This is a genomic window from Allobranchiibius sp. GilTou38 (assembly GCF_017565325.1).
Taxonomy (GTDB): Bacteria; Actinomycetota; Actinomycetes; order Actinomycetales; family Dermatophilaceae; genus Allobranchiibius; species Allobranchiibius huperziae.
Genome location: NZ_JAGEKN010000001.1, coordinates 1 through 25531, shown reverse-complemented (window position 1 = coordinate 25531; position 25531 = coordinate 1). Strand labels below are relative to the sequence as shown.

General features: G+C 70.3%; 18 protein-coding genes. 4 read left to right on the top strand and 14 right to left on the bottom strand.

The window, feature by feature from the left end; translation table 11 throughout:
* Positions 1 to 82 precede the first annotated feature (82 nt).
* Both JOB34_RS00090 and JOB34_RS00085 read left to right on the top strand, forming a co-directional pair.
* On the top strand, positions 83 to 442 hold the full coding sequence (locus tag JOB34_RS00090; protein WP_208050825.1) for a hypothetical protein: 360 nt from the start codon (positions 83 to 85) through the stop codon (positions 440 to 442).
* 185 nt (positions 443 to 627) lie between these two features.
* Complete coding sequence (locus JOB34_RS00085; protein WP_208050824.1) at positions 628 to 1335, top strand: hypothetical protein; 708 nt, start codon at positions 628 to 630, stop codon at positions 1333 to 1335.
* Positions 1336 to 1398: 63 nt separating this feature from the next.
* Here JOB34_RS00085 and JOB34_RS00080 read toward each other — a convergent pair whose 3' ends face one another.
* The 3 genes from JOB34_RS00080 to JOB34_RS00070 form a co-directional block, all read right to left on the bottom strand.
* A complete protein-coding gene (locus JOB34_RS00080; protein WP_208050823.1) occupies positions 1399 to 4299 on the bottom strand; it encodes a vitamin B12-dependent ribonucleotide reductase in 2901 nt (966 codons plus the stop codon).
* A gap of 124 nt (positions 4300 to 4423) precedes the next feature.
* Complete coding sequence (gene nrdR, locus JOB34_RS00075) at positions 4424 to 4933, bottom strand: transcriptional regulator NrdR (protein ID WP_208050822.1); 510 nt, start codon at positions 4931 to 4933, stop codon at positions 4424 to 4426.
* A gap of 341 nt (positions 4934 to 5274) precedes the next feature.
* Positions 5275 to 5712, bottom strand: a complete 438-nt coding sequence (locus JOB34_RS00070) for a hypothetical protein (protein WP_208050821.1) — start codon at positions 5710 to 5712, stop codon at positions 5275 to 5277.
* Between the two features lie 306 nt (positions 5713 to 6018).
* Between JOB34_RS00070 and lexA the strand changes: the two genes are divergently transcribed.
* On the top strand, positions 6019 to 6747 hold the full coding sequence (gene lexA / locus JOB34_RS00065; protein ID WP_179481642.1) for a transcriptional repressor LexA: 729 nt from the start codon (positions 6019 to 6021) through the stop codon (positions 6745 to 6747).
* A gap of 24 nt (positions 6748 to 6771) precedes the next feature.
* Here lexA and JOB34_RS00060 read toward each other — a convergent pair whose 3' ends face one another.
* The gene (locus JOB34_RS00060) at positions 6772 to 7671 is read right to left on the bottom strand and encodes an NAD-dependent protein deacetylase (protein WP_347813665.1); all 900 of its coding nucleotides are present in this window, start codon (positions 7669 to 7671) and stop codon (positions 6772 to 6774) included.
* A 127-nt stretch (positions 7672 to 7798) separates the two neighbouring features.
* Between JOB34_RS00060 and JOB34_RS00055 the strand changes: the two genes are divergently transcribed.
* Positions 7799 to 8728 (top strand): LysR family transcriptional regulator, encoded by a 930-nt coding sequence (locus JOB34_RS00055; protein ID WP_208050819.1) that lies wholly within the window; start codon positions 7799 to 7801, stop codon positions 8726 to 8728.
* 18 nt (positions 8729 to 8746) lie between these two features.
* On the opposite strand, the gene JOB34_RS00050 is transcribed toward JOB34_RS00055, so the two are convergent.
* The 10 genes from JOB34_RS00050 to hflX form a co-directional block, all read right to left on the bottom strand.
* Positions 8747 to 11152 (bottom strand): ComEC/Rec2 family competence protein, encoded by a 2406-nt coding sequence (locus JOB34_RS00050; RefSeq protein WP_208050818.1) that lies wholly within the window; start codon positions 11150 to 11152, stop codon positions 8747 to 8749.
* Positions 11149 to 12123, bottom strand: a complete 975-nt coding sequence (locus JOB34_RS00045; protein WP_243757419.1) for a ComEA family DNA-binding protein — start codon at positions 12121 to 12123, stop codon at positions 11149 to 11151. Before JOB34_RS00045 ends, JOB34_RS00050 begins: the two co-directional genes overlap by 4 nt.
* Before the next feature lie 97 nt (positions 12124 to 12220).
* Positions 12221 to 13108, bottom strand: coding sequence for a DegV family protein (locus JOB34_RS00040; protein ID WP_208050817.1), 888 nt, complete (start codon positions 13106 to 13108; stop codon positions 12221 to 12223).
* Positions 13109 to 13117: 9 nt separating this feature from the next.
* Positions 13118 to 16003, bottom strand: a complete 2886-nt coding sequence (gene leuS / locus JOB34_RS00035; protein WP_208050816.1) for a leucine--tRNA ligase — start codon at positions 16001 to 16003, stop codon at positions 13118 to 13120.
* Between the two features lie 265 nt (positions 16004 to 16268).
* Complete coding sequence (rpsT, locus tag JOB34_RS00030; protein ID WP_179481656.1) at positions 16269 to 16529, bottom strand: 30S ribosomal protein S20; 261 nt, start codon at positions 16527 to 16529, stop codon at positions 16269 to 16271.
* A 191-nt stretch (positions 16530 to 16720) separates the two neighbouring features.
* Positions 16721 to 17683, bottom strand: a complete 963-nt coding sequence (holA, locus tag JOB34_RS00025) for a DNA polymerase III subunit delta (protein WP_208050815.1) — start codon at positions 17681 to 17683, stop codon at positions 16721 to 16723.
* A gap of 38 nt (positions 17684 to 17721) precedes the next feature.
* On the bottom strand, positions 17722 to 18411 hold the full coding sequence (locus tag JOB34_RS00020) for a phosphatase PAP2 family protein (RefSeq protein ID WP_208050814.1): 690 nt from the start codon (positions 18409 to 18411) through the stop codon (positions 17722 to 17724).
* Complete coding sequence (locus tag JOB34_RS00015; protein ID WP_208050813.1) at positions 18408 to 20963, bottom strand: ATP-dependent DNA helicase; 2556 nt, start codon at positions 20961 to 20963, stop codon at positions 18408 to 18410. Before JOB34_RS00015 ends, JOB34_RS00020 begins: the two co-directional genes overlap by 4 nt.
* Positions 20964 to 21026: 63 nt before the next feature.
* A complete protein-coding gene (locus JOB34_RS00010; RefSeq protein WP_208050812.1) occupies positions 21027 to 23729 on the bottom strand; it encodes a glucosidase in 2703 nt (900 codons plus the stop codon).
* Between the two features lie 60 nt (positions 23730 to 23789).
* Positions 23790 to 25265: a GTPase HflX gene (hflX, locus tag JOB34_RS00005; RefSeq protein WP_208050811.1), complete on the bottom strand. Its 1476-nt coding sequence runs from the start codon at positions 25263 to 25265 to the stop codon at positions 23790 to 23792.
* Between the last annotated feature and the right edge of the window lie 266 nt (positions 25266 to 25531).

The window sequence follows — 25531 nt, the reverse complement described above, 5'->3', positions numbered from 1 at the left end:
TGCGTATGGCGGCCCGGCCGGAGTTCCCACGGCCGCCCGCGCCCATACGGACGCGGGCCGCATCGCCTTCGCCAAGTACTACGTGCAGCAGATCAACGAGACCGGGAAGCACCCGAAGGTGGGCGTCCTAGAGCCCCTCGCCCTCCCCACCTGCAAGAGCTGCGCCAACTACTCCATGACCGTCTCGCTGCTCGTGAAGGGAAAGACCCATTACACAGGAGACAGTTTCAAGATCAGAGACGCCGCTTTTCAGTCCTCGGATCATTCGCTGGTGCAAATATCTGGCGACGTTCTGAAGGTTGTAGAGACGGATTCGGCTGGCCGGATCCGCGGCGGTTACCCCCCTGCATCGGGCGTCCAGTTTGTTGTATTCCTCGCGCCGTGGTCTGGACTCTGGCGCGTCTCGGAGATCAAAGTTGAGCAGGCGGGGTCACAGTCTTGATGATCAGGGCAGTTATCCACTCTTCGCTTGTCCTGGTCACATACATAACCCTCGCGGGTCACGATTTGCCGCCAGAGGGGAAGTGCGGCTTCCTCGTTTGTCAGGTGAGCGGAGGAGGATCGTACGTCGGGCTGAGCAAATCGGAGACAGCTCACCTTCCGCCGAAGACGACGACCGGCGGCACGGTGGGAAGTAAGACCTACAAGCCCGGAACGGCATACCAATACAGCACCGTGTTGAGGTGCGCGGGCAACGGCCCCGAGCATCAGGAGTTCATCTGCCCCAACGCCCTGAGCTACTGCCAGAAGGTGGAGCATGTCCCGGGTCCGTGGGTGTTCATCTACCGGCGCGTCGACACCGGCGACAACGTCTACGGGCCGTGGGAGTCGCCGGGAACCACGTGCTATCCGGACGTCCTCCCTGGAAAGCACAAACCTCAGCTCACCCTCGCCATGATCGAGCACGCCTGGTCGGTGACGCCGTTCGCCAGACCACAGCTCTCGATCCAGCCGGTGAACAACCGCACGCTGGTAACGCTGCCGACCTACTTCCAGGCGAACTGGCCGGTCGCCGGGTACGCACCGGGCGAGGTCCGAACTGTCACCCTCGTCGGTCACGCCGTACGTATCAAACCGACCCTGAAGTCCAACACATTCGTCTTCGGCGACGGCTCGACCAGCGGTGCCACCCGGTCCATGGGTGGGACCTACCCCTCAGGTGACATCACACACGCCTACGACGCGCCCGGCTCGTTCAGCACGTCGGTCCGCACCACCTACGGCGGGCAGTATTCCGTCGACGGCGGCGCGTGGACCGACCTCCCGGGCACCACCGTCGTCGCCGGCCCTGCCGAGCCGCTGCGGGTGCTGACCTCCACCACCCGCCTCTATTGACGATTCGACCATGCACGCCGGGGCACATCTGCCCCGGCGTGCATGGTCGAATCAGCGGCGGCGTCAGCTGCAGCCGGAGGTGCTTCCGCAGCCCTCGCAGACGTAGCAGCTACCGGCCGGGCGCATCTTCGTGCCACAGGTCATGCAGATCGGCGCGTCCGCGGACTTGCCCTGGAACTTCTCCATCAGCTCCGCTGAGGAGTGGATCTCCGAGGAGACCTCGCGCACGTCGGCTGCACCGGCGCCGGAAGTGATGTCCTCGGCGGCCACCGTCGACGTCGACTGCTCCGGTCGCTTGGCGGACGGTGCCGCGGACTGCGAGTAGGACTCCAGCTCCCCGGCGAGGTCCTCATCGCCCTCGGCCTCGGTCGCCTCAGCGTACGAACCGGTCTCGAGCTGACGGGTGCGCTCCTCGGCGGTGTGGATGCCCATGAACGACCGGGTCTCGAAGTCGGTGTAGTCCAGCGCCAACCGACGGAAGACGTAGTCCATGATCGACTGCGCCATCCGCACGTCCGGGTCGTCGGTCAGACCGGCGGGCTCGAAACGCAGGTTGGTGAACTTCTCCACGAAGGTCTCCAGCGGCACGCCGTACTGCAGGCCGATGGACACGGCGATCGAGAAGGCGTCCATCATGCCGGCGAGGGTCGAGCCCTGCTTGCCGAACTTCAGGAAGAGCTCGCCCAGCTGACCGTCGTCGTAGGTGCCCGCGGTGAGGTAACCCTCCGCACCACCGACGGCGAACGAGGTGGTCTGCGAGGTACGACGCTTCGGCATGCGCTTGCGCACCGGGCGGTACTCGATGACCTTCTCGACCCTGGCCTCTTCGGCAGCGGCAGCCTTGTCCTTGGCGGTCGAACCGCCGTCGGACAGCGGCTGGCCGACCTTGCAGTTGTCGCGGTAGACCGCCAGCGCCTTCAGGCCAAGCTTCCAGCCCTCGAGGTGCACCTCGGCGATGTCCTCGACGGTCGCCGTCTCCGGCAGGTTGACCGTCTTGGAGATCGCGCCGGAGAGGAACGGCTGGCAGGCCGCCATCATCCGCACGTGACCGAGAGCGCTGATCGCCCGCTCGCCCATCGCGCAGTCGAAGACCTCGTAGTGCTCCGGCTTCAGACCCGGCGCGTTGATGACGTGGCCCTTGTCGGCGATGTGCTCGACGATCGCCTCGATCTGCTCCTGCTGGTAGCCCAGCTTCTTCAGCGCGCGCGGGATCGTCTGGTTGACGATCTGCATCGATCCGCCACCGACCAGCTTCTTGAACTTGACCAGCGAGAAGTCCGGCTCGATGCCGGTGGTGTCGCAGTCCATCATGAAGCCGATCGTGCCGGTCGGCGCGAGCACCGAGGCCTGCGCGTTGCGGTAGCCGTGAGCCGCGCCGAGCTCGACGACCTGCTTCCAGGCCTTGCTGGCGTAGCGGTGGATCTCACCGTCCATCGTGTCCAGCGGACGCAGCTCGTCGTTGGCGCTGCGGTGCTTGCGCATCACCTTCTGGTGCGCGTCCGCGTTGCGGGCGTAGCCCGCGTACGGACCGACGACCTCGGCCAACTCGGCCGAGCGCTTGTACGCCGCGCCGGTCAGCAGGGAGGTGATCGCGCCGGCCAGGCTGCGGCCGCCCTCGGACTCGTAGCCGTGGCCGGTCGCCATCAGCAGCGCACCGAGGTTGGCGTAGCCGATGCCGAGCTGGCGGTAGTTGCGCGTGGTCTCGCCGATGGCCTCGGTCGGGAAGTCGGCGAAGCAGATCGAGATGTCCATCGCGGTGATGACCAGCTCGACGACCTTCTGGAACGTCGCGGTGTCGAAGGTGTCGTCGTCCCGCAGGAACTTCAACAGGTTGAGCGACGCCAGGTTGCACGAGGAGTTGTCCAGCGACATGTACTCCGAGCACGGGTTGGACGCGGTGATCCGGCCGCTCTCGGGGGTGGTGTGCCAGTCGTTGATCGTGTCGTCGTACTGGATGCCGGGGTCGGCGCACTCCCACGCCGCCTTGTTGAGCTTGGCGAACAGCTCACGGGCGTCGACGGACTCGATGACCTCACCGGTGCCGCGGGCGGTCAGCCCGAACTCCGTGCCGGCCTCGACCGCGCGCATGAACTTGTCGCTCACCCGCACCGAGTTGTTGGCGTTCTGGTACTGCACCGAGGTGATGTCACGGCCGCCGAGGTCCATGTCGAAGCCGGCGTCGCGCAGCGCGCGGATCTTGTCCTCCTCGCGCGCCTTGGTCTCGATGAACTCCTCGATGTCGGGGTGGTCCACGTCGAGCACGACCATCTTGGCCGCACGGCGGGTGGCCCCACCGGACTTGATGGTGCCCGCGGACGCGTCGGCGCCGCGCATGAAGGAGACCGGACCGCTGGCGGTGCCGCCGCTGGACAGCAACTCCTTGGAGGAGCGGATCCGCGAGAGGTTGAGGCCGGCGCCCGAACCGCCCTTGAAGATGAACCCCTCCTCCTTGTACCAGTTGAGGATCGAGTCCATCGAGTCGTCGACCGACAGGATGAAGCACGCCGAGACCTGCTGCGGGCTCTTGGTGCCCACGTTGAACCACACCGGGGAGTTGAAGCTGAACACCTGGTGCAGCAGCGCCCAGGTCAGTTCGTGCTCGAAGATCTCCGCGTCCTCGTCGCTCGCGAAGTAGCCGCTGTCGCGCCCGCCCTTGACGTAGGTCAGGACGACACGGTCGATCAGCTGCTTGAGGCTGGTCTCACGCACCGCGGTGCCGAGCGCCCCGCGGAAGTACTTGGTCGTCACGATGGTGGAGGCGTTGAGAGACCAGAAGTCCGGGAAGAGGACACCGCGCTGCTCGAAGATCGTCGCGCCGGTCTTCCAGTTCTGCTGCACGACGTCGCGCTGCTCCCAGGTCACCTCGTCGTACGGGTGGACGCCGGGCGTGGTGAAGATGCGCTCGATGTGCACCCCACGGTCTGCGCGGGCGGCGTCGGCGCGGGCGCCGGTGGTCTCGGTCATGCTGTTCCTCCGTGTGACGTGGTGAGCTGGGCTGCTGATGCGGGTGGTGCTGGTGATGCTGTGGGGCCTTGCGGTACGCGCACGGGTTACTGCTGCAGCACCCGGCGCATGGGATGACCGGGTATCAGTGATCCTCCCCGCCACCACTGACAACGGGGTCGTCGGCGGCGTACGAGGGGCCGAGCACCTGACGCTCGGCGCGAAGCAGCGCGATCGCCGCCTCGAAGTCGCCCAGGTCGTCGAAGGCCTGGTAGACGGAGGCGAATCGCAGGTAGGCGACCTCGTCGAGGGCACGCAACGGGCCGAGGATCGCCAGACCGACGTCGTGGGCGTCGATCTCGGCCAGTCCCTGCATCCGGATGGTCTCCTCCACCTGCTGGGACAGCAGCGCCAGGTCGTCCTCGGAGACCGGGCGGCCCTGGCACGCCTTGCGCACCCCGACGAGCACCTTCTGGCGGCTGAACGGCTCGCTGGCGCCGGACCGCTTCACGACGGTCAGGCTCGTGGTCTCCATGGTGGAGAAGCGCTTGCCGCAGCTGGGGCACTGGCGGCGCCGTTTGATGCAGGTGCCGTCCTCGCTCGAGCGGGAGTCGACGACGCGACTGTCCTCGTGCCGGCAGAACGGGCAGTGCATGCGGTCTCCCTCACCCTCGACGATCGGCTCACACCGATCTCTCGCCGTCCACGCCGTAGCCCCGCCGAACGAGCCGCCCACCTGTGGGTAACTCGTGGACAACCGGGGGATATCCGCGCTGTGCCTTGGGATAACCCGGGTCGACCTGGGGACTACATGTGGACGACTTACATCGATGTAACTACTAGATGTAGGGATCGTATTCCGGTGGAGGGGGTGATGCAACCTTTAGAGACTGCCCGGTTTGCGCGGGGTCGTTCGTGCTGGTCAGAGGGCCGCCGAGGGCGAGACGGAGGCGGTGTCGGCCCTGCTACGGGGCGCCAGAAGGCGCGCGGCCGGACTCAGCGAGGCAGGCGCAGTTGCTCGCCGGCGAACACCTGCAGGGTGTTCAGTCGATTGGCGGCCTGCACCCGCTGCACCGCATTGCCGATCGGCAGCTGGGGGTAGGCGTGGTGGGCGACCGAGGACAGGGTCTGGCCCGACTGGACGACCACGGTGTCGTAGCGCTGCGCGGACCCGCCGCCCACTGCGGCACGGGCTCCCGCCACTCCCCCGACGAGACATAGGAGGAGAGCGCACAGCGTGATCAGCAGGCGACCGCGACGAGTGATGTGCATCGTCGGCGCAGGTGCATCCACGAGCACGGGCAGATCAGGGACCGCGCGCAGGTGGCCGCGACGGATGGACGCGGGCGCCGTACGTCGCGATGCGCCGGGACGACCCGGCAGGGCAGGGGTGGCGGGAGTGACCCAGCTGGGAACAGCGGTGACGGCACTCATGAGATCCTCCGATAACTCGTCGATCGTACGTGTGTGCGATCGATCATCTGTCTGATGTCTAGCACGCGCGTTCGAGAAAATCCAGACACGCCCCGAACAGATGTTTGGAAAGTGTGTCCGACTCTCGTAATCTCGTGCTCACCTGCAGAACTGAAACACCGACCACCGACAGCCCCTGCTCATCAGCTGTGAATCCGCGGAACGACGCCGAATACGGCGACTCATCGGCCCCGGGGGCGCAGCCGCACGGACACCTGGGGCGGGCGGTGACAGCACGATCCACTCGGAGAGGGACGGACGAAGACCATGGCCAAGGTGCACCAGATGCCCGAGCGCGACGACGACGGTTTGACCACCCGACAGCGGCGCGTGCTGGAGGTCATCCGCAACTCCGTGGACCGGCGCGGTTACCCGCCGAGCCTGCGGGAGATCGGCGAGGCCGTCGGCCTGACCAGCCCCAGCTCCGTCGCTCACCAGCTGTCGATGCTCGAGCGCAAGGGCTACCTGCGCCGCGACCCTAACCGGCCGCGCGCCATCGAGGTCATCTCACCGGACCAGGACAAGGACCAGCGCGGCTACCGGGGCGGGTCCAGCGTCACCAACGCGCCGGACGGTGACCTGAGCGTCGAGGACGAGACCGGCATCGGCGACCGGCGACCCAGTGCGTCGTACGTCCCGGTCGTCGGACGGATCGCCGCGGGCGGTCCGATCCTGGCCGACGAGGTCGTCGAGGACGTCTTCCCGCTGCCCAAGCAGATCGTCGGCGAGGGCGACCTCTTCCTGCTGAAGGTCGTCGGAGACTCGATGATCGACGCCGCGATCTGCGACGGCGACTGGGTCGTGGTGCGTCAGCAACCGACCGCGACCAACGGCGACATCGTCGCGGCGATGCTCGACAACGAGGCGACCGTCAAGACCTTCAAGCGCACCGGGGGCAAGGTCTGGCTGATGCCGCACAACACGGCGTACGACCCGATCGACGGCGACGACGCCGTGGTGCTGGGCAAGGTCACGGCGGTGCTGCGCAGGGTCTGAGCGACCCCGGGCGCCCGGCGCTCCTCAGGCGCGCTGGGCGCCCGGTGCGCCCACGGCCGGCGCTCCCAGTCGGTCCGCCAGCGCCGTCAGGGTGCTGCCCAGCGGCGCCTCGATCTTCAGGTCGGTCTCGCCGTCCCCGCGGGTCCATCCGTCGTTGATCACGATCACGGGCACGCCGATGCGGGCGGCGCGGCGCACGAACCGGTAACCGGACATCACCGCGAGCGACGACCCCAGGACCAGCAGCGCCGACGCCTCCTCGACGAGGCCGAAGCACTGCTCCACCAACGGTTTCGGCACTGATTCGCCGAACATCACGACGTCCGGTTTCAGCAGGTCCGAACCGCACACCGGACAGTCGGCCGTGACGAACGCGCGCACGATCGCCTCGGGCAGCGCGACGTCGCCGTCGGGCCGGACCGCGCCTCCGATCGCGCGGTCGAATCCGGGGTTGGCGTCGCGCAACCAGTCGTCCATGTCATCGCGGCGATGCGTGCTCGAGCAGGCCATGCAGACCACCCGCTCCAGGTTGCCGTGCAGCTCGAGCACCTCGCTCGCGCCGGCCGCCTGATGTAGCCCATCGACGTTCTGGGTGATGACGCTCGTCAGGGTGCCGGCGGCGAGCAGCCTGGCGACCGCGCGGTGGCCGTCATTCGGTCGGGCAGCCGCAAAGCGTGGCCACCCGACGTAGGAACGTGCCCAATACCGCTGCCGCGCTTCATGACTGGCGCGTAGCTCGGACACTGTCATCGGCTGCACCCGACGTACGCCGCGGGCGTCACGGTAACTCGGCAGACCCGATTCGGTGGACAGGCCGGCTCCGGTCAGGGCGACCAGCCCGCCATCCGCCAGGTAGCTCGCCAGTCCGTCCCACTGATCCGGGCGCACTCCCTCGGGCACCGGGGAGACCGCGGACTCGAGCACGTCATCAGTGTCGCACCGGCCCCGTGGCCCCGTGGGTGCGCGGGTGGCCACTGCGACGCAGGGCTGGTGCAGAACGAAAGCACGAAGATGGGTTCCGATGGATAACCTTCCATTATATGATCGGCGCATGATCGACGCTGCGGGCCTACGGGTCATCCGGGCCATCGCCGACGAGGGCAGCTTCACCGCTGCGGCCACCTCTTTGGGCTACTCCCAGCCGGCCATCTCCCAGATGGTGCGCCGTCTGGAGGACCGGATCGGCACCGTCCTGGTGGAGCGCCTGGGCCGCAGCGTGCGGCTGACCGAAGCCGGCGCGGTGCTGGCCCGTCACGCGGGCCCCGTGCTCAGCGCCCTCGAGGCCGCCGAATCAGAGGTCGCCGCGATCGCCGGGTTGCGCGCCGGCCGCGTCCGTCTGATGGCCTTCCCCTCCTCCTCCTCGACACTCGTCCCGCACGCGCTCGCGATGGTGCGAAAGGCCTACCCCGACGTCGAGGTGACCTTCACTGAGGCCGAGCCCCCCGAGTCGCTGGCCGCACTGCGGGCCGGCGAGTGCGACATCGCCGTCGCGTTCGCCTACGACGGTGCGCCGCTGGCCCGCGGCGAGGACGACATCGAGGCGTTCCAGTCCCGCAAGCTACTCGACGACGAGGTGCGCCTGGTGGTGCCGTCGGATCACCGGCTCGCCGGCGCCGCGTCGGTGCGGATGACCGACATGGTCGACGAGCAGTGGATCGCGGGATGCCCGCGATGCCGCGGACACCTGCTCTCCCTGGCCGAGCGCGCCGGATTCAGCCCGTCGGTCTCGTTCGAGACCGAGGACTACGTGGCGGTGCTCGGTTTCGTCGCCGCGGGCCTGGGGGTCGCCCTCGTGCCCGACCTGATCCTGCACTCGGCGCACAACGACGGCGTGACGATCCTGCCGATCAAGCCGACCCCCCGCCGGACCGTCTACGCCGTCACCACCCCCGACCTCACGCGCGTGCCCGCCGTCGCCGCGACCCTGGAGGCGCTGTGCGCGGCGTCCACCTCGGTGCGGTCGGCGGCACCGGTCGCCTGAGACTCCCCCACCCGCCCGTCAGGGCCTGTCGACGGTGACCCGCCCGTCGCGCACAGCCACGACCACGTCCCCTCCGCGGTCGGTGCGGTAGGTCGCTCCGGGCAGGCTCTTCAACAACGACAGCGTCGAGGGCGTCGGCAGTCCGTAGTCGTTGTGAGCACCGACGCTGATGATCGAGATCGGTGCGTGCACGAAGCGCACCAGGTCTGCGGACTGGTTGGCCGAGCCGTGGTGGGCCACCTTGAGCACGTCGAAGGGCGGCCCCGTCGGCTGATGACTCAGCTCGCCGTACACGGCAGCGCCCGCCTCACGCTCGATGTCACCGGTCAAAAGGATCCGCAGGCCGTGGGTACGCACGTCGAGGGTGATGCTCGCGTTGTTCTGGATCGAGCCGGCGTCGATCTCGCGGCTCGGCCACAGCACGACGGCGTACACCCCGGGCCAGTTCACGGTGTCTCCCGTGACCAGGGTGCGCACCGGAATGTGTCTCGCGGCGGCGAGCCGGTGCACCAGCGGGGCGTTGCTGGCCGCCTCCCGGGTACCGGGCGCGCTCGTCGCGACCACCGGCGTCACGAAGATCTCCCCGACGGATCGCCCCCGCAGAGCACCGGTCAGACCGCCGACGTGGTCGAGGTGGAAGTGAGTGAGCACGATCGCGTCGATACGGGTGACGCCGGCGCGCTGCAGGCAGACGTCGATGTGCTGCGGGTCGGGCCCGGTGTCGACGACGACGCCGTGCCCCGGTGTCGTGGCGAGCACCCCGCCGTCGCCCTGCCCGACGTCGCAGGAGATCCACACCCACCCCTGCGGCGGCCAGCCGAGATGCGGCAGCGGCCACGCCGCGGCCGTCAACGCCAGCGCGCAGCCGGCGGCCAGCGCCGGATGGGTACGAGCACGCCGCCATAACCCGACGCCGCCCCAGATCGCGAGCACGGTGAGCGCGCCGAGCAGGAGCGCACCGCCCAGCCCGCTCGGCCACGGCAGGACGCCGCCCGGCACCCGGGCGCCGACGTGGGCCACCCAGGCGATACCCCAGGCCGGGACGGCCGCGCACCAGGCCGGGACTGCGGCGACTGCCGGACCGAGCGGGCTCGCCAGCACGGTGACGACGCCGGCCAGGGTGGCCGGCTCGACGAAGACCGCAGCGAGCAGATTGGCGGGCACCCCGACCAGACTCACCGACGACTGCAGCAGCACGATCACGGGGGCGCACGCCGCTTGCGCCGCCAGCGGGATCGCGATCGCGTCGGCGACCGGTCGCAACCTGAGGGGCAGTCGCGCCGCCATCGCGTCACTCCACGGCCGGGCGAAGACCAGCAGACCCAGGGTGGCCAGGGCAGAGAGGGCGAACCCGTACGAGCGGGCCAGCCACGGATCCCAGGCCAGGAGTACGACGATCGCCGCCGCCAACGCGGACGAACCGACCCGGCGGCGTGACATCGACACCCCGAGCAGACCGACGACACCCATCACCGCGGCCCGTAGCACGCTCGGCTCGGGTCGGCACAGCAGCACGAACCAGCCGAGGACGAGCAACGCGAGCGGCGTACGCCACCGGCGCGGGACCCGGCACCAGCCCGCCAGCCAGCCCGCGCCGACGAGGACGAACGTGACGTTGGATCCCGACACCGCGGACAGGTGGGTGAGCCCGGTGGCGCGCATGTCGTCGTTCAACCGCGTGGACATCCGCGCGGTATCGCCCGTGACCAGGGCCGGGACCAGGCCGCGCGGATCGGCGGGCAGCGATGCGGTCGCGGCGCGGGTGTCGGACCGCAACGACTCCACCCACCGGGTCAGCGGACCGGGCCTGCCGACCACGCGCGGGGGCGATCGGGCGTCGAGTAGGGCCGCGACGTCGTCACCGGCATCCGCCGGTTGCAGCCGCCCCATGAACTCGATGCGGTCGTGCCAGGCCGGTGCCCGCCACGTGGGCCTGGCGAAGACCAGCACGGGGGTATCGGGGGTGCTGCGGGCGCCCCGCCCGACGACCGCATGCACCGAGGCGCGGTAGATGACCGTCGGTCGCGCCGGATTCGTCACGACGAGACGTGGGTCGGATTCGACGACGGCGGTCACCCGCACGATCGCCCGCTGAGCTGCCAGCGTCTCGACAGGGCCCGCGGTGCGGGCGCTCTGGTGGGCTGCCAATGCGCCGAGCAGCAGCGCGGTGCAGAGCCAGCCCAGGGCGATGCCCGCCCGCCACCCCGAGGAGCGGTGCCCGGGCCCGACGAGGAGGCACAGCACGCCGAGGACGAGGCATCCGATCGCGACGCCGAGGACCACGTTCACGGGTTGCGGGAGGGCCACCACGGTGCACGCCCAGGCCATGAGTGCCGGCACCAGCATCCGCAGGTCCAACGGCGGGCGCCCCACCGGCTCGCCGTCTCCTTTCGCCAGGTCGCCGGATAGGCGATCCGCGCTCATACCGTCACGTGCGGTCGTAGCCGCGCGAGCACCTTGTCGCCGATGCCACTCACCTCCCCCAGCTCGTCGACGCTGGTGAACCGGCCGTTCTGGGTGCGCCAGTCGACGATCCGCTGGGCGAGCACCGGTCCCACCCCCGGCAGTGCGTCCAGGCCCGTGACGTCCGCGGTGTTGAGGTCGATCACTCCCCCGGCCGAGGCGTCGGAGGAGGCGCCGCCCGCCGCCGTCACGGGCGCCGAGCCCTCGCCGCTGCCACCGCCCACGGCGCCCGGCGCCGGCGTCATCGTCTGGCCAGGCTTCGGCACCTGGATCTGCTCTCCGTCGGTGACCACCCGGGCGAGGTTCACGGCGGTCAGGTCCGCGGACGGCAATGCGCCGCCAGCGGCGGCAACCGCGTCCTGCACCCGTGCGCCGGCACGCAGCGTGACCACGCCGGGGTGGCGCACCTGGCCGATTACCTGCACGACGACGGTGGTCGCGGCCGAGGTCGTGGGCACTGCGCTCGGGGCGGTGGAGCTGCTGCCGAACCGGCTCACCCCGGCGGTGGTCGTGGCGGCCGACCGCGGGCCGCTCCCCGCGGCGACGGGCGTCGACGTCGCCGACGCGCGAGCGAGCAGCACACGTCCACCGAGGACCAGCCCCGCGACGAGCACCACGATCATTACCCCGAGCACCGCCAGCCTGCTCGGCGCCACCTGCGCGTCCCGGAGGGCGGCAGGCGTCCGTAACAGCGGAGCGTGCGGGCGGACGTCTCCGCTCGTCCCGGCGTGACGTCCTCCACCGCCTCGTCGCGCCAACCGGGCGGAACCCCTGGTCTCTCCCGCCGCCGCGGGCTGGATCGCCGGACGACGACTGTCGAGCAGTGACTCCTGCGTCGGCACCCAGCCGACCGGGCGTCGTACGGCATCAAGCTCGTCCAGGACCGCGGCCAGGCGATCGGGGGCGGCCTGTTCGGCACGAACACGTGGCATACGGGCACGCTAGGGATCTGGCCGCATGCCCGTCCGCCAGCGGACCCGCGGTTGTGGACAACCGCGCCCGCGCGGCGGGGATGTGGAGGAGAAGCGGTCAGGCGGATGCGCCGAGGATCGCCGAACGCGCTCCCAGGCGGGGACTGACAGCGGTCGCCAGGGTGCCGGGGCCGACATGTGCGCCGACCACGGCGCCGAGCTCCACGAGCAGCACCCGCCGTGCTTGCGGCACGGCCTCGGCCAGGGATTCCACGAGCTGCTCGGCGCGCTCGCGGGAGTCCAGGTGGTGCACGGCGATGTCGACGCCGTCGGGTCCGTCCATCGCGGCGGCCGCCTCCACGGCCCGCTCCCGCATCCGCGCGAGGGCCTTGCCGGTGGTGCGCACCCGCTCCAGCGGCTCGATCTGACCATCGGTCATCGTCAGCAGCGGCTTGATGGCGAGTGCGGAGCCGAAGAGCGCGGCGGCCTTGCCGATCCGACCGCCGCGGCGCAGGTACTCCAGGGTGTCGACGTAGAAGCCGACCGATGCCGCGGCCGCGTGGTCGCGCGCCACCTGGGCGACGATCTCCGGCGCGGCGCCGCCCGCCGCGACCTCCGCGGCCGCGAGGACGGCGTACCCCATCGCCATCCCGATGGAGCGGCTGTCGACGACGGTGACGGGCACCGGTGACTCCTCGGCGGCGATCTCCGCCGAGGAGCCCGTGGCCGACATCGCACCCGAGATGTGCACCGAGACGATGTGCCGGGCCCCGGCGTGCGCGAGTTCCTCGTACACCTCCAGGAACGCTCCCGGCGAGGGACGCGACGTCGACACCGGACGGAACGCCCGCAGCGCCTCCGCCACGTCGGCCGAGGAGATGTCGCGGCCCTCTTCGTACGACGTGCCGCCGATGACCACGTGCAACGGCACCACGCGCACGTGGTGACGGGCCGCCAGATCCCCCGGCAGGTACGCCGTGGAGTCCGTCACGACGGCGACGTTCACGCGTTCACCTCAGCCGGCCACGATGTTGACCAGCTTGGGCGCGCGGACGACGATCTTGCGGATCTGCTTGTCGCCCAGGCTTTCTCGGACCTTGGCGTTGTCACGCGCCAGCTGTTCCAGCTCGTCGGCGTCGATGCTCGGCGGCACCTCGATGCGGTCGCGCACCTTGCCCATGACCTGCACCACGCAGGTCACCGTCTCCTGGACGAGCTTGGCCGGGTCGGCCTGCGGGAACGCCACGAAACTGATCGTCTCGTCGTGACCGAGCGCGCGCCACAGCTCCTCGGCGAGGTGCGGCGCGAGCGGCGCGGTCATCTGCACCAGGGGTTCCACCACCGCGCGCGGCGACACGCCGGTGCGGGTCAGCACGTTGTTCAGCTCGATCAGCTTCGCGACGGCCGTGTGGAAGTGCAGGTGCTCGAAGTCGCGCCGTACGCTGTCGATGGTCAGGTGCAGCAACCGGTCCAGATCGGCGTCGGGCGCGTCGCCGACGACCCGCACAGCACCGGTCTCCTCGTCGATCACGTTGCGCCACAGGCGTTGTAGGAAGCGTTGCGAGCCGACGACCGCCCGGGTCTCCCATGGCCGCGACATGTCCAACGGACCCATCGACATCTCGTACACGCGGAAGGTGTCGGCGCCGTACTGCGCGCACATCTCGTCGGGTGTGACGACGTTCTTCAGCGACTTGCCCATCTTCCCGTACTCGCGGGTGACGGGCTCGCCGTCCCACGTGTAGGTCGTAGCGGCGCCTTCGCCCACCTCGACCACCTCGTTCGCCGGGACCACCTGGCCACGGGCGTCGCGGAAGGCGAACGCCTGGATGTAGCCCTGGTTGAACAGCTTGCGGAACGGCTCGCTCGAGCTGATCTCGCCCAGGTCGAAGAGCACCTTGTGCCAGAAGCGGGCGTACAGCAGGTGCAGCACCGCGTGCTCCACGCCGCCGACGTACAGGTCCACACCGCCCGGGTCGTTCGCGACCCCTTCGCCGTCACCGCGGCCGGGCCCCATCCAGTACTCCTCGCACTCTCGGTCAGCGAAGCGCTCGGTGTTGGCGGGATCGGTGTACCGGATCTCATACCAACAGGATCCGGCCCAGTTGGGCATCGTGTCGGTCTCGCGGGTGTAGGTCTTGGGGCCGTCGCCCAGGTCGAGTTCGACGTTCACCCACTCGGTCGCCCGGCCCAGCGGCGACTCCGGCATCGAGTCGGCGTCCTGCGGGTCGTAGGTCTTGGGCGAGTAGTCCGCCACCTCGGGCAGCTCCACCGGCAGCAGGTGCTCGGGGATCGCGTGCGCAGCCCCGTCCTCGTCGTAGACGATCGGGAACGGCTCGCCCCAGTAACGCTGCCGGCTGAAGAGCCAGTCGCGCAGCTTGTAGGTGATGGTGCCGTGACCGCTGCCGTGCTCCTCCAGGAACGCGATGATCGTCGCCTTGGCGTCGTCGACGTCCTTGCCGTTCAACGAGATCCGGTCGTTCGCGGAGTTGATCATCGGTCCGCTGCCGGTGTAGGCGGTGTCCTCGTTGTGACCCTCCGCGGGTTGCACGGTGCGCACGTGGGGCAGCCCGAACTTCTTGGCGAAGTCCCAGTCGCGCGGGTCCTCCGCGGGGACGGCCATGATCGCGCCGGTGCCGTAGCCCATCAAGACGTAGTCGGCGATGAAGACCGGGACGTGCTGCCCCGTCACGGGATTGGTGGCGTACGCGCCGGTGAACACCCCCGTCTTGGCCTTGTCGTCGACCTGCCGCTCCAGGTCGGACTTGCGGCTGGCCGCGGCTCGGTACGCCGCCACCGCCGCCCGCGGGTCGCTGGCGTCACCCGTCCACCGGGGATCGATCGCCTCCGGCCAGGTGTCCGGCGTGATCGTGTCGACCAGGGTGTGCTCGGGCGCCAGCACCATGTAGGTGGCGCCGAAGATCGTGTCCGGGCGGGTGGTGAAGACCTCGATCCCACCAGCGGATCCGGCCAGCGGGAAGGTGACGGCGGCGCCCTGCGAGCGACCGATCCAGTTGCGCTGGATGGCCTTCACCGACTCCGGCCAGTCCACCCGCTCCAGGTCGTCGATCAGGCGGTCGGCGTACGCCGTGATGCGCATCATCCACTGGGGCAGGTTGCGCCGGAAGACCGGGAAGTCGCCGCGCTCGGTCAGGCCCTCGTTGGTGACCTCCTCGTTGGCAACGACGGTGCCCAGGCCGGGCGCCCAGTTGACCGGCGCCGTCGACTTGTAGGCCAGGCGGCGCGCGTCGACCGCGGCGGCCCGCTCCGCCGCGGTCAGGTCGTCCCAGGAGGCGCCGGACGGCGTTGCCACGGTGCCCGCTTCGTACCCCGCGACCAGGTCGGCGATGGGTCGCGCCTTGCCCGCGCGCTCGTCGTACCAGCTGTTGTAGATCCTGGTGAAGATCCACTGGGTCCACTTGTAGTACGCCGGGTCGATGGTCTGCACCGCGCGCCGGTCGTCGTGCGACAGACCCAGGCGGCGCAGCTGACCGATGTAGGTCTCGATGTTCTCCTCGGTCGTCTTGCGAGGGTGCTGCCCGGTCTGAACGGCGTACTGCTCGGCGGGCAGGCCGAAGGAGTCGTAACCCAGCGTGTAGAGCACGTTGCGGCCCTGCATCCGCTGGTAGCGCGCGATCACGTCGGTCGCGATGAACCCCAACGGGTGGCCGACGTGCAGGCCCGCGCCGGAGGGGTAGGGGAACATGTCCTGCACCATGAACTTCGGCCGGTCGCCGATGTGGTCCGCGCCGTCAGCACCGTCGGTGCCCTGATGCGCCCACGGGCCGCTCGGGTTCGCGGCGTGGAAGGTGCCGTGCTCCTCCCAGTGCTCCTGCCAGCGGCGTTCGATCTCGCCGGCCAGCTCAGGGGTGTAGCGGTGCTGCGGTTCGGTGTCGCTCATGCTTCTCCTGCTCATCCTTCGGTCGGTCCTCGCCTGCGGCGCCGGGTTCACCGCGCGGGACGCTCGTGTGCATGAAGAAACCCCCTGCGCATGCAAGGGGTCGCCGCGTCCGGATCCGGTTCAGATCGGCCGCGGCTGCCGAAGAAGGTGCTTGTCGTACATGCGAGGCAGACTACCGCAACGGTCCTACGCCCTGCCGCCCGATAACGCGAAGCGCCGGCCGCCCGAACGGGGCTGACCGGCGCTGCACAGGAGAGTGGGACGCTCAGAGAGCGTTGACCTTCTTCGCCAGGTTCGACTTCTTGTTGGCCGCCTGGTTCTTGTGGATGACACCCTTGGTGACAGCCTTGTCCAGCTTCTTGGACGCGGTGCGCAGGGCCTCTTCGGCGCCGGCCTTGTCACCGGACTCGGCGGCCTCGCGGACCTTGCGGATCCAGGTGCGCACCTCGGACTTGTGCGCCTTGTTGCGCTCCGTACGGATCGCGTTCGTCTTGACCCGCTTGATCTGCGACTTGATGTTTGCCACGAATGAACTTCCTTGGTCGAAATGTCAGGGATGTCGAGGGCACGTACGACGACGGGTTGGGGCGTGGGGACACTCCGGGCGAATCGTCCTACGAGATGCTGCTGCATGCGCGCACGACCGGGGCGCGCACGCGATCGCCAAATCTACCAGCGCCGCACGGAACCACCCAAATCGTCGGCGGGCGGTCGGCCTCAGCCCGCGCCGCGCTCCCGGGTGATCGTGAGGATCGCGTGCTCGACGGCGTAGACCGGGTCGCGACCACCGCCCTTGACCTCGAAGTCGGCCGCTGCGACCGCCTGGATCGCGCGTCCGAGCCGGTCGCCGTCCCACCCGCGTGCCGCCGCACGCGCTCGGTCGATCTGCCACGGCGCCATCCCGAGCTTGCCCGCGAGCGCACCCGACGACCCCCCGCCCGCCGTCGCCACCCGGGCCACCTGACGCAGTTGGCTCGCCAGGACCGCGACGATCGGCACCGGGTCGAGCCCGGAGGCGATGGCGTGCCGCAGCAGCCGCAGGGCGTCGGACGTCTGGCCCGCGACGGCCGCGTCGGCGACCCGGAAGCCGGTCGCGTCGACCTTGCCCCCGTGGTACTCCTGCACCTGCTCGACGTCGATGAGGCCCTCGGTGTCGTCGATCAGCTGCAGCGCGGCGGACGCCAGCTCCCCCACGTCGCGACCTACCGCGTCGAGCAGGGCCCGGACCGCCTCGGGAGTCGCCTTGCGCCGGGCGCGGCGGAACTCGTGGGTGAGGAAGTCGCTCTTCTCCCGATCCGTCTTGATCGCCGGGGCGTCGATGCGGCGCGCGCCGACCGCCTTCAACGCGTCGAGGACCCGCTTGCCGCGGTTGCCGCCCTTATGCAGGACCACCAGACGCAGGTCGTCGCCGGCGGCCTGCTCGATGACCGTGAGCAGGTCGGCCTGCAGGTCGTCGGAGGCCTCGTCGGCGTCGTGCAGGACGATCGCGGTCGCCCCACCGAAGAGACTCGGGCTGGCGTGCACGATCAGCGACCCCGGCGCATAGTCGGCCGCGTAGAGGCGCACCACCTCGATCTGCGGGTCGTGTGCCCGGAAGACCTCCAGCGTGCTGTCCAGCGCCCGATCGGACAGGACCCGCTCCGGACCGGCGATGAGCACGAGGGCAGGCGGCTCGGGCATGGGCACACCCTGCCACGCGGGCCCGACACCCGCGATGCTCAGGTGCGCCGTGCCGGCCTGTACAGCGGTTCGCAGCCCTGCAGGTCCGGCGTGATGCGTCCGAGACCGCGGCCGAGCGCGAGGACGAGCAGGCAGACGCCCGCGCCGAGCAGCATCGCAACCGTCACATCACCGAGGTAGTGCGCGCCGACGAACACCCGGCTCGCGGCGACCACGAGCACCACCGGGATGCCGATCCCCAGCGCCACCCGGTGCGAGCCCCGACCGAGCCAGACGGTGAAGCAGATCGCCGCGACGATTCCGGTCGCGATCGCCGTGTGCCCGCTCGGCATCGAGTACGGATCCTGCAGGGCGACGGTCCGGCGTACGGGCGGCGCCGGCGGCCGGTGACGCGCCGCGATGTGCTTAACCAGCGAACAGGCGCCCCAGGCCGCGAAGAAGAGGGCCGCCTCCACCACGACGTCCCGGCGGCGACCACCGACCAGAAGGACGAGCAGCACCAGCATGATCATCACGACCGCGCCGACGGTGCCGAACCCACTGTCGATCCACCGGCCGGCCTGCCGGCCCCAGCCCGGGTCGTGGTGCGTGGCCCAGACGCTGACTCGCAGCTCACCGGTGCGCCGCGCCCCGAGGCGCGTGCAGACCGTGGCCAGCGACAGGGCGACCAGCACCATCAGCGCGCCGGCCAGGGTCAGACCGCCCACCTGCGGGCGCCGTGCTCTCACTCGTCCAGACGTACGCCGAGCACACCGGCCCGCGCGCGCAGCTCCTCGGTCGGCAGGTCCAGGTGCTCGGCGAGCTCGGTGACGTTCAACCCCATCTCGGCGCCGTCCCGCAGCTCCTCGTCGTCCTCGGCGCTCCAGACCCGCTGACCGCCGTCAGTGACGACGCGCAGCGCGCGCGGCTCCGAAGGGCCTGGGACGTCACCGGGCTCCGGCGCCTCCGTGACGTCGGCGGGCTCCTGCGCTCCGTCCGGCACGGCCGAAGGTGCGCTCGGCGGGGTGTCCGGCGCCTTCGGCCGCTTCGCACCGAGCGGCATGATCGACGGCTGCGCGAGAGGCTGCTCCTCCACCTGGGCGACCTGCGCGCGCAATTGGTCGAGGAGCTGTTGCTGCTGTCCGCTCGGACGCGCCGGCGGGGCGGGCTCGGGTTCGTGCCCGGCGGACGCGGGCTGCGGGTCCGGGGCGGCCGGCTCGTTCGAGGCGGCCAGGTCGTCCGGGGCGGGATGTTCGACCGGTCCGGCGACGGACGGTCCCGGGTGCGCCGAGGTGTCGTCATCGCGCACCACCGCGACCGGAGACGCTGTCTCAGCGCCGCCCCGCGCGGCCACGGCGATCACCGGCCCCGCGGTCTCGTCGAGCCGTCGGAGGGCGTTGAGCACCAGTGCCCGGTCGCTGGTCGGCCAGAACGGCGGCAGCGTGGACTGCAGGAAGCCGGCGTACCGGGCCGTGACCATCCGCGGGTCCAGGAAGGCGACGACACCGCGGTCGTCGGCCCGCCGGATGAGCCGACCGGCACCCTGGGCCAGGCGCAGTGCGGCGTGCGTGGCGGAGACGGCCATGAACCCGTTGCCGCCGCGCCGGGCGATGGCCTCCGTGCGCGCGGACGACAGCGGGTCGTCCGGCCGCGGGAAGGGGATGCGGTCGATGATCACCAGCTGGCAGGCACTGCCCGGGACGTCGACGCCCTGCCACAGGCTCATGGTGCCGAAGAGGCAGGTCGGCCCGTCGGCCGCGAACTGCCGCACCAGGGTTGCGATCTGGTCATCGCCCTGGCACAGCACCGGGATCTCGTCACCGAGCCGGGTGCGCATCGCCTCCGCGGCCGCCTTCGCGGCCCGGGTCGAGGAGAACAGACCCAGGGTGCGACCGCCCGCGGCTCGGATCAGCGTCTCGATCTCGTCGAAGACCGCGTCGGCGGGACCGTCCCGGCCGGGCGGGGGCAGCTGCGAGGCGACGTACGCGATCGCCTGCGTCGGGTAGTCGAACGGTGAGCCCACGTCGAGGCCGGTCCAGGAGGGTCCTCCCGCACCACGCAGCCCGAGGGTGCCGGCGACCGCGTCGAAGCTGCCGCCCAGCTCCAGGGTCGCGGAGGTGAGGACGACGGTGCGCTCGCCGAAGACCGCCTCCCGCAGCGCCATCGCGACGCTCATCGGCGCCACCCGCAGCAGGTGCCCGCGCCGCAGGTCCTCGGAGATCCACGCGACGTCCAGCTCGCGCTCTTCCAGCACCCGCGCGGCCGTGTCGAACAGCTCGTCGACCGCGGCCTGGGCCATCTGGCGCCCACCGTCGGGTGCCGCACCCTGCTCGGGCTTGAGCTGGCTCGCCACCTCGCGCGCGGTGTCGCGCACCCGCCCGAGGCCCAGCGCCAGATCGTCGGGGATACCCGTGAGCCGGCCGGGCGCCAGTCGGTCCAGGATCCCCTGGACGAACTCGCCGGCGTCGGTGAGCGCGGCCGTGTCGGCGAGGCGCCCGCACCGCCGGGCGGCCGCCGACGCCATACCCCCGGACAGCTCGTCGGTGACGGTCGAGGTGACCCGGTCGACCAGTTCGTGGCCCTCGTCGATGACCAGCAGGTCGTGTTCGGGCAGCATCCGGCGCCCCTCGAACGCGTCGATCGCCATGAAGCTGTGGTTGGTGACGACGACGTCGCAGTCCTTGGCGTGCGCCCGCGCCTGCTCCACGAAGCACTCGGCGACCATCGGGCACTTGGAGCCCAGGCACTCCAGCGCGGACACCGACACCTGCCGCCAGGCGCGTTCGCTGACGCCGGGCACCAGGTCGTCGCGGTCGCCGGACTCGGTCTCCTCGGCCCACTCCCGCAGCCGCAGCACCTCGCGGCCGAGCCTCCCGGCCTGCTGATCCACATCGCCGACCGAGAGCAGCCCCTCGTCCTCGTCGTCGGGGTAGCCGCCCTGCAGCTTGTTCACGCACACGTAGTTGCGGCGGCCCTTGACCAGGCCGTACGTCGGGCGCCGGCCGATCACCGGTGCCAGCGCGTCCGCGATCCGGGGCAGGTCGCGGTCGACGATCTGCGCCTGCAGAGCCAGGGTCGCGGTGGCGATGATCGCGGGTTTGCCGCTCTCCACCGCGTGCGCGATCGCCGGCACCAGGTAGGCCAGCGACTTGCCGGTGCCCGTGCCGGCCTGCGCGAGCAGGTGTGACTTGTCGCGGAGCGCGTCCTGCACGGCGTGCGCCATCCGGGTCTGCCCCTCCCGGGGGGTCCCTCCCACCCCCTGGACCGCCGCCGCGAGCAGTGCGTCCAAGTCGTCGGGCATCAGGCCAGGGTATGACGTGCGGGAGGGCCCCGCCGCGCCCCTGTGGACGCGCCGAGGCCGGTGTCAGTCGCGCAACCCGCCCGGATGGCAGATGAGGTGGGCGACCAGGGCGGTCCACCCGGTCTGATGGGTCGCGCCCAGACCGGCGCCGGTGTCGCCGTCGAAGTACTCGCTGAAGGTGACCTGCCGGTCCCAGAGCGGACCGTCCGGATACCACCGCGGGGTGCCCGGACGACGACCACCGGGTCCTGCCCGGAAGAGGCCGATGAGCCGTTCGCGCAGGTCGTCGGCGACGGCACCGAGCGTCGTACCCGCGCCGGTGCTCGTGGGGTGCTCCACCTGCAGGTCCGGTTCGGCCGCCGCGTAGCTGCGCAGCGCATCGAGCAGCAGCACGTTCACCGGCATCCAGACCGGGCCGCGCCAGTTGGAGTTGCCGCCGAACAGTCCGCTGTCGGACTCCGCGGGCACGTAGCGGATCGACGTGCGCGCGCCGTCCACGTCGACCGCGAACCCGTCGCGGTACGCCGCGGACAAGGACCGGACGCCGTGGGGTGAGAGGAACTCCGATTCGTCGAAGAGCCTGCGGTACAACGCCGTACGACGCTCCGCCGGCACCAGGGCGATCGTCACCCGGTCGTCGTCGTGCGACTGGTGGTGCACCAGCGCATCCGCGAGCGCGGTGTCGCGGCGCTGGGTCCACTCGACCTCGTCGATGAGCTCACCGATCTCATCCAGGACCACGGGATGCACCGAGTGCACGGCGATGAGCGGCAGCAGACCGACGAGCGACCGCACGGGCAGCTGCTCACTCGTGCCGTCCGGGTGCACGAGGGTGTCGTAGTAGAAGCCGTCCTGCTCCGACCAGAGCGAGACGCCCGCGGAGCCGAAGTCGTCCATCGCCCCCGCGAGCCGCAGGAAGTACTCGAAGAAGGTGCGCGCCACGTCGTCCCAGCCCGGCGCGTCGCGCGCGAGTTCGACGGCGATCTGCAGCATGGACAGCGCGTAGAACGCCATCCAGCTCGTGGCGTCGGACTGCTCCAGTCGCACCCCGCCGGGCAGCGGGGCCGAGCGGTCGAAGAGCCCGATGTTGTCCATCCCGAGGAAGCCGCCCTCGAAGAGGTAGGAGCCGTCGGCGTCCTTGCGGTTGACCCACCACGAGAAGTTGAGCAACAGCTTGCTGAAGACGCGCACCAGGAAACCGGTGTCCGTGCCACCGTCGATGCGGTGCACCATCCGCGTCGCCCATGCGAGCACCGGGGGGTTGACGTCGCCGAAATCCCATTCGTACGCGGGGAGTTGACCGTTCGGGTGTTGCACCCACTCGCGCACCATGAGCTCGATCTGCTGCTTGGCGAACCACGGGTCGATATCGGCCAGCGGCAGTGTGTGGAACGCCAGATCCCACGAGGCGAACCACGGGTACTCCCACTCGTCCGGCATCGAGATGACGTCGGCGATGTCGAGGTGGGTCCACCTGCTGTTGCGCCCGGTACGGCGAGCGGCCGGCGGCACCGGCTGGGCGGGATCGCCCTCGAGCCACTCGCCGATGCTGTAGCGGTAGAGCTGTCGTCCCCACAGCAGACCCGCGAACGCGCGCCGCGCGATGTGCCGGTCCTCATCCTCGTGGACGTCCGCGAGCACCTCGGCGTAGAACGCATCGGCCTCCTGCGCGCGGTCCTCGACGACGCGGTCGCTCGGGGTGTCGTCCGGTGCTGCCACCGGGGCGTGCGCGACCCCTGCCGTGGCGCGCAGGTCGGCCCCCGCACCGCTCCCCTCCTGCGCGGGTTGCTCCGCGGTGGCGGCCGCGGTCAGCCGCAGGCCGACCGTGACGGAGGCACCCGGCGCCAGAACGTCGTGGTGCCACCAGAAGCCCACCTTGGTGCCCTGGTCGGGGCGCGTGCAGGCGAGGTTGCCGTGGACGACGGCCTGGTCGAGGCCGCTCGTGGGGCAGTCGGTGGCGCTGGGTGTGCCGTAGAGCGCGAGGTCGTCCGTCTCGTTGTCGCAGAACAGAATTCGCGGGCTACCCTCCGGCACGATCCGGTAGTCGCCGAGCCACGCGTGGTGGAACTCCACGGCCGCGCCCGAACCCTGGGCCTGCTGAGCCCGCTGCATCGTCGGTCGGCGGTCGTCGCGACCCCACGCCCAGGTGTTGCGGAACCAGCCCTGCAGGACCACATCGAGAGGTGCGGGATGCGGGCCGCGATTGGTGGCGGTGACCCGGACGACGATGTCGGTCGGGGTGGCCTTCGCGTGCACGACCTCGACGTCGAAGAAGTGGTCGTCGGCCAGGATGCCGGTGCCGGTCAGCTCGAACTCGGGGTCGGCGCGACCTCGCACGGCCGCCTCACGGAGCAGTTCGGCGTACGGGAAGGCCCGCTGCGGATAGCGGTAGAGCCAACTGGCGTACGCGTGGGTGGGGGTGGCGTCGGTGGGCCACCAGATCTCCTTGACGTCCTCGCCGTGGTTGCCCTGGCCGTTGGTGAGGCCGAAGAGCCGTTCCTTGAGGCGGTCGTCCTGGCCGTTCCACAGGGCGAGGCCCAGGTTGAAGAAGCCGAACCGGTCACACAGACCGGCCAGCCCGTCCTCGCCCCATCGGTACGCGCGGCGGTGGGCGTCGTCGAACGGCAGGTAGTCCCAGGCGTTCCCGTCGGCGGAGTAGTCCTCGCGGACGGTGCCCCACTGCCGGCCGCTGACGTACGGACCCCAGAGCCGCCACGGCGCCAGGTCGTCGTGCGAGGCGGCCAGGCGATCGTGTTCGGCGCTCACCCGTCCGACTGTGCCAGACCCCCGCGGGTGCGGGGGCCCGACCACGTCAGACGGTGTGGATCAGCGGGCGAACGCGGTGAGCTCGCCGTCCAGGGCGGGCGTCACCTTCGCATGCACGTGCGTGCCGTCGGCCAGGTGCTCGGTCTCCAGCACCTCACCCTCGTCGTGGATCCGGCTCAGCAGATCGCCCCGGTCGTAGGGCAGCACCACGTCGACGCGGATCTCCGGACGGGGCAGCTCGTCGTCGATGAGCGCCTTGAGCTCGGCGAAACCGGCGCCGGTCCGGGCGGACACGGTGATGCTGTGCTTCTCCGAGCGGCGGATCCGGTCGATCACCTCGGGATCGGCGACGTCGGCCTTGTTGATGACGATGACCTCGCGGACGTCGTGCGCGCCCACCTCGGCCAGCACCTCGCGTACGGCGCTGATCTGGCCCTCGGGGTCGGGGTGCGACCCGTCGACCACGTGCAGCAGCAGGTCGGAGTCGCCGACCTCCTCCAGCGTCGAGCGGAACGCCTCGATCAACTGGTGCGGCAGGTTGCTCACGAAACCCACCGTGTCGGCGAGCGTGTAGAGACGCCCGTCGGCGGTCTCGGCGCGTCGTACGGTCGGGTCCAGGGTTGCGAAGAGCTGGTTCTGCACCAGCACGCCGGCCCCGGTGAGCCGGTTGAGGATCGAGGACTTGCCGGCGTTGGTGTAGCCCGCGATGGCGACGGACGGCACGTGGTGGTTGCGCCGCGAGGACCGCTTGGTGTCACGCATGGTCTTCATGCCGGTCAGCTCGCGCTTGAGCTTGGCGATGCGGGTGTTGATGCGGCGCCGGTCGAGCTCGATCTTGGTCTCACCGGGTCCGCGCGAGCCCATGCCCTGACCCGCGGCGGCCTGGCCGCCGGCCTGCCGGGACATCGACTCACCCCAGCCGCGCAGCCGCGGGAGGAGGTACTGCAGCTGGGCCAGCTCGACCTGCGCCTTGCCCTCCTTGGACTTCGCGTGCTGGGCGAAGATGTCCAGGATCAGGGCGGTGCGGTCGATGACCTTGACCTTGACGACGTCCTCCAGGCCGCGGCGCTGGCCGGGTGCCAGTTCGCCGTCGGCGACGACGGTGTCGGCCCCTTCGGCGATCACGACGTCGCGCAGTTCCTTCGCCTTGCCGGCACCCATCCAGGTGCTCGCATCGGGCTTGCTGCGGCGCTGCAGGACGCCCGCGAGCACCGTCGAACCGGCGGTCTCGGCGAGGGCGGACAGCTCGCGCAGGGAGTTCTCGGCATCCTGGATCGTGCCGTCGTGCCAGACACCGGCCAGCACGACGCGCTCGAGCCGCAGCTGCCGGTACTCGACCTCGGTGACATCGGTGAGCTCGGTCGAGAGGCCCTCGACGCGGCGTAGCGCAGCCCTGTTCTCGCGTTCGAACTGGTCGCCGTCGGTGCCGGGATCGAGCACGAAGCCGTCGGCGTCGTAGCGCTCCACCACGGGTTCGCCGTCGTCCTTGGCGAGAGCCGTGGCGCGGATGTCGAAGAAGTCGTCGTGTGCAGTCATGTTCTCCTCAGGTTCCCAGACGTCAACAGCATCTGCGAACCGTTTATGCCGGTACGCCGCCCCTACCCCCCGTCCCTACGCCCGCTCTTGTTTCGGCCCGCTCAGCCCCAAACGCGCCACCCACCCCTACGCCCGCTCTCGTTTCAGCCCGCTCAGCCCCAAACGCGCCACCCACCCCTACGCCCGCTCTCGTTTCAGCCCGCTCAGCCCCAAACGCGCCACCGAATCCCCGTGGGTTGTGGATAACCGAAGACAGACAGAAAGGA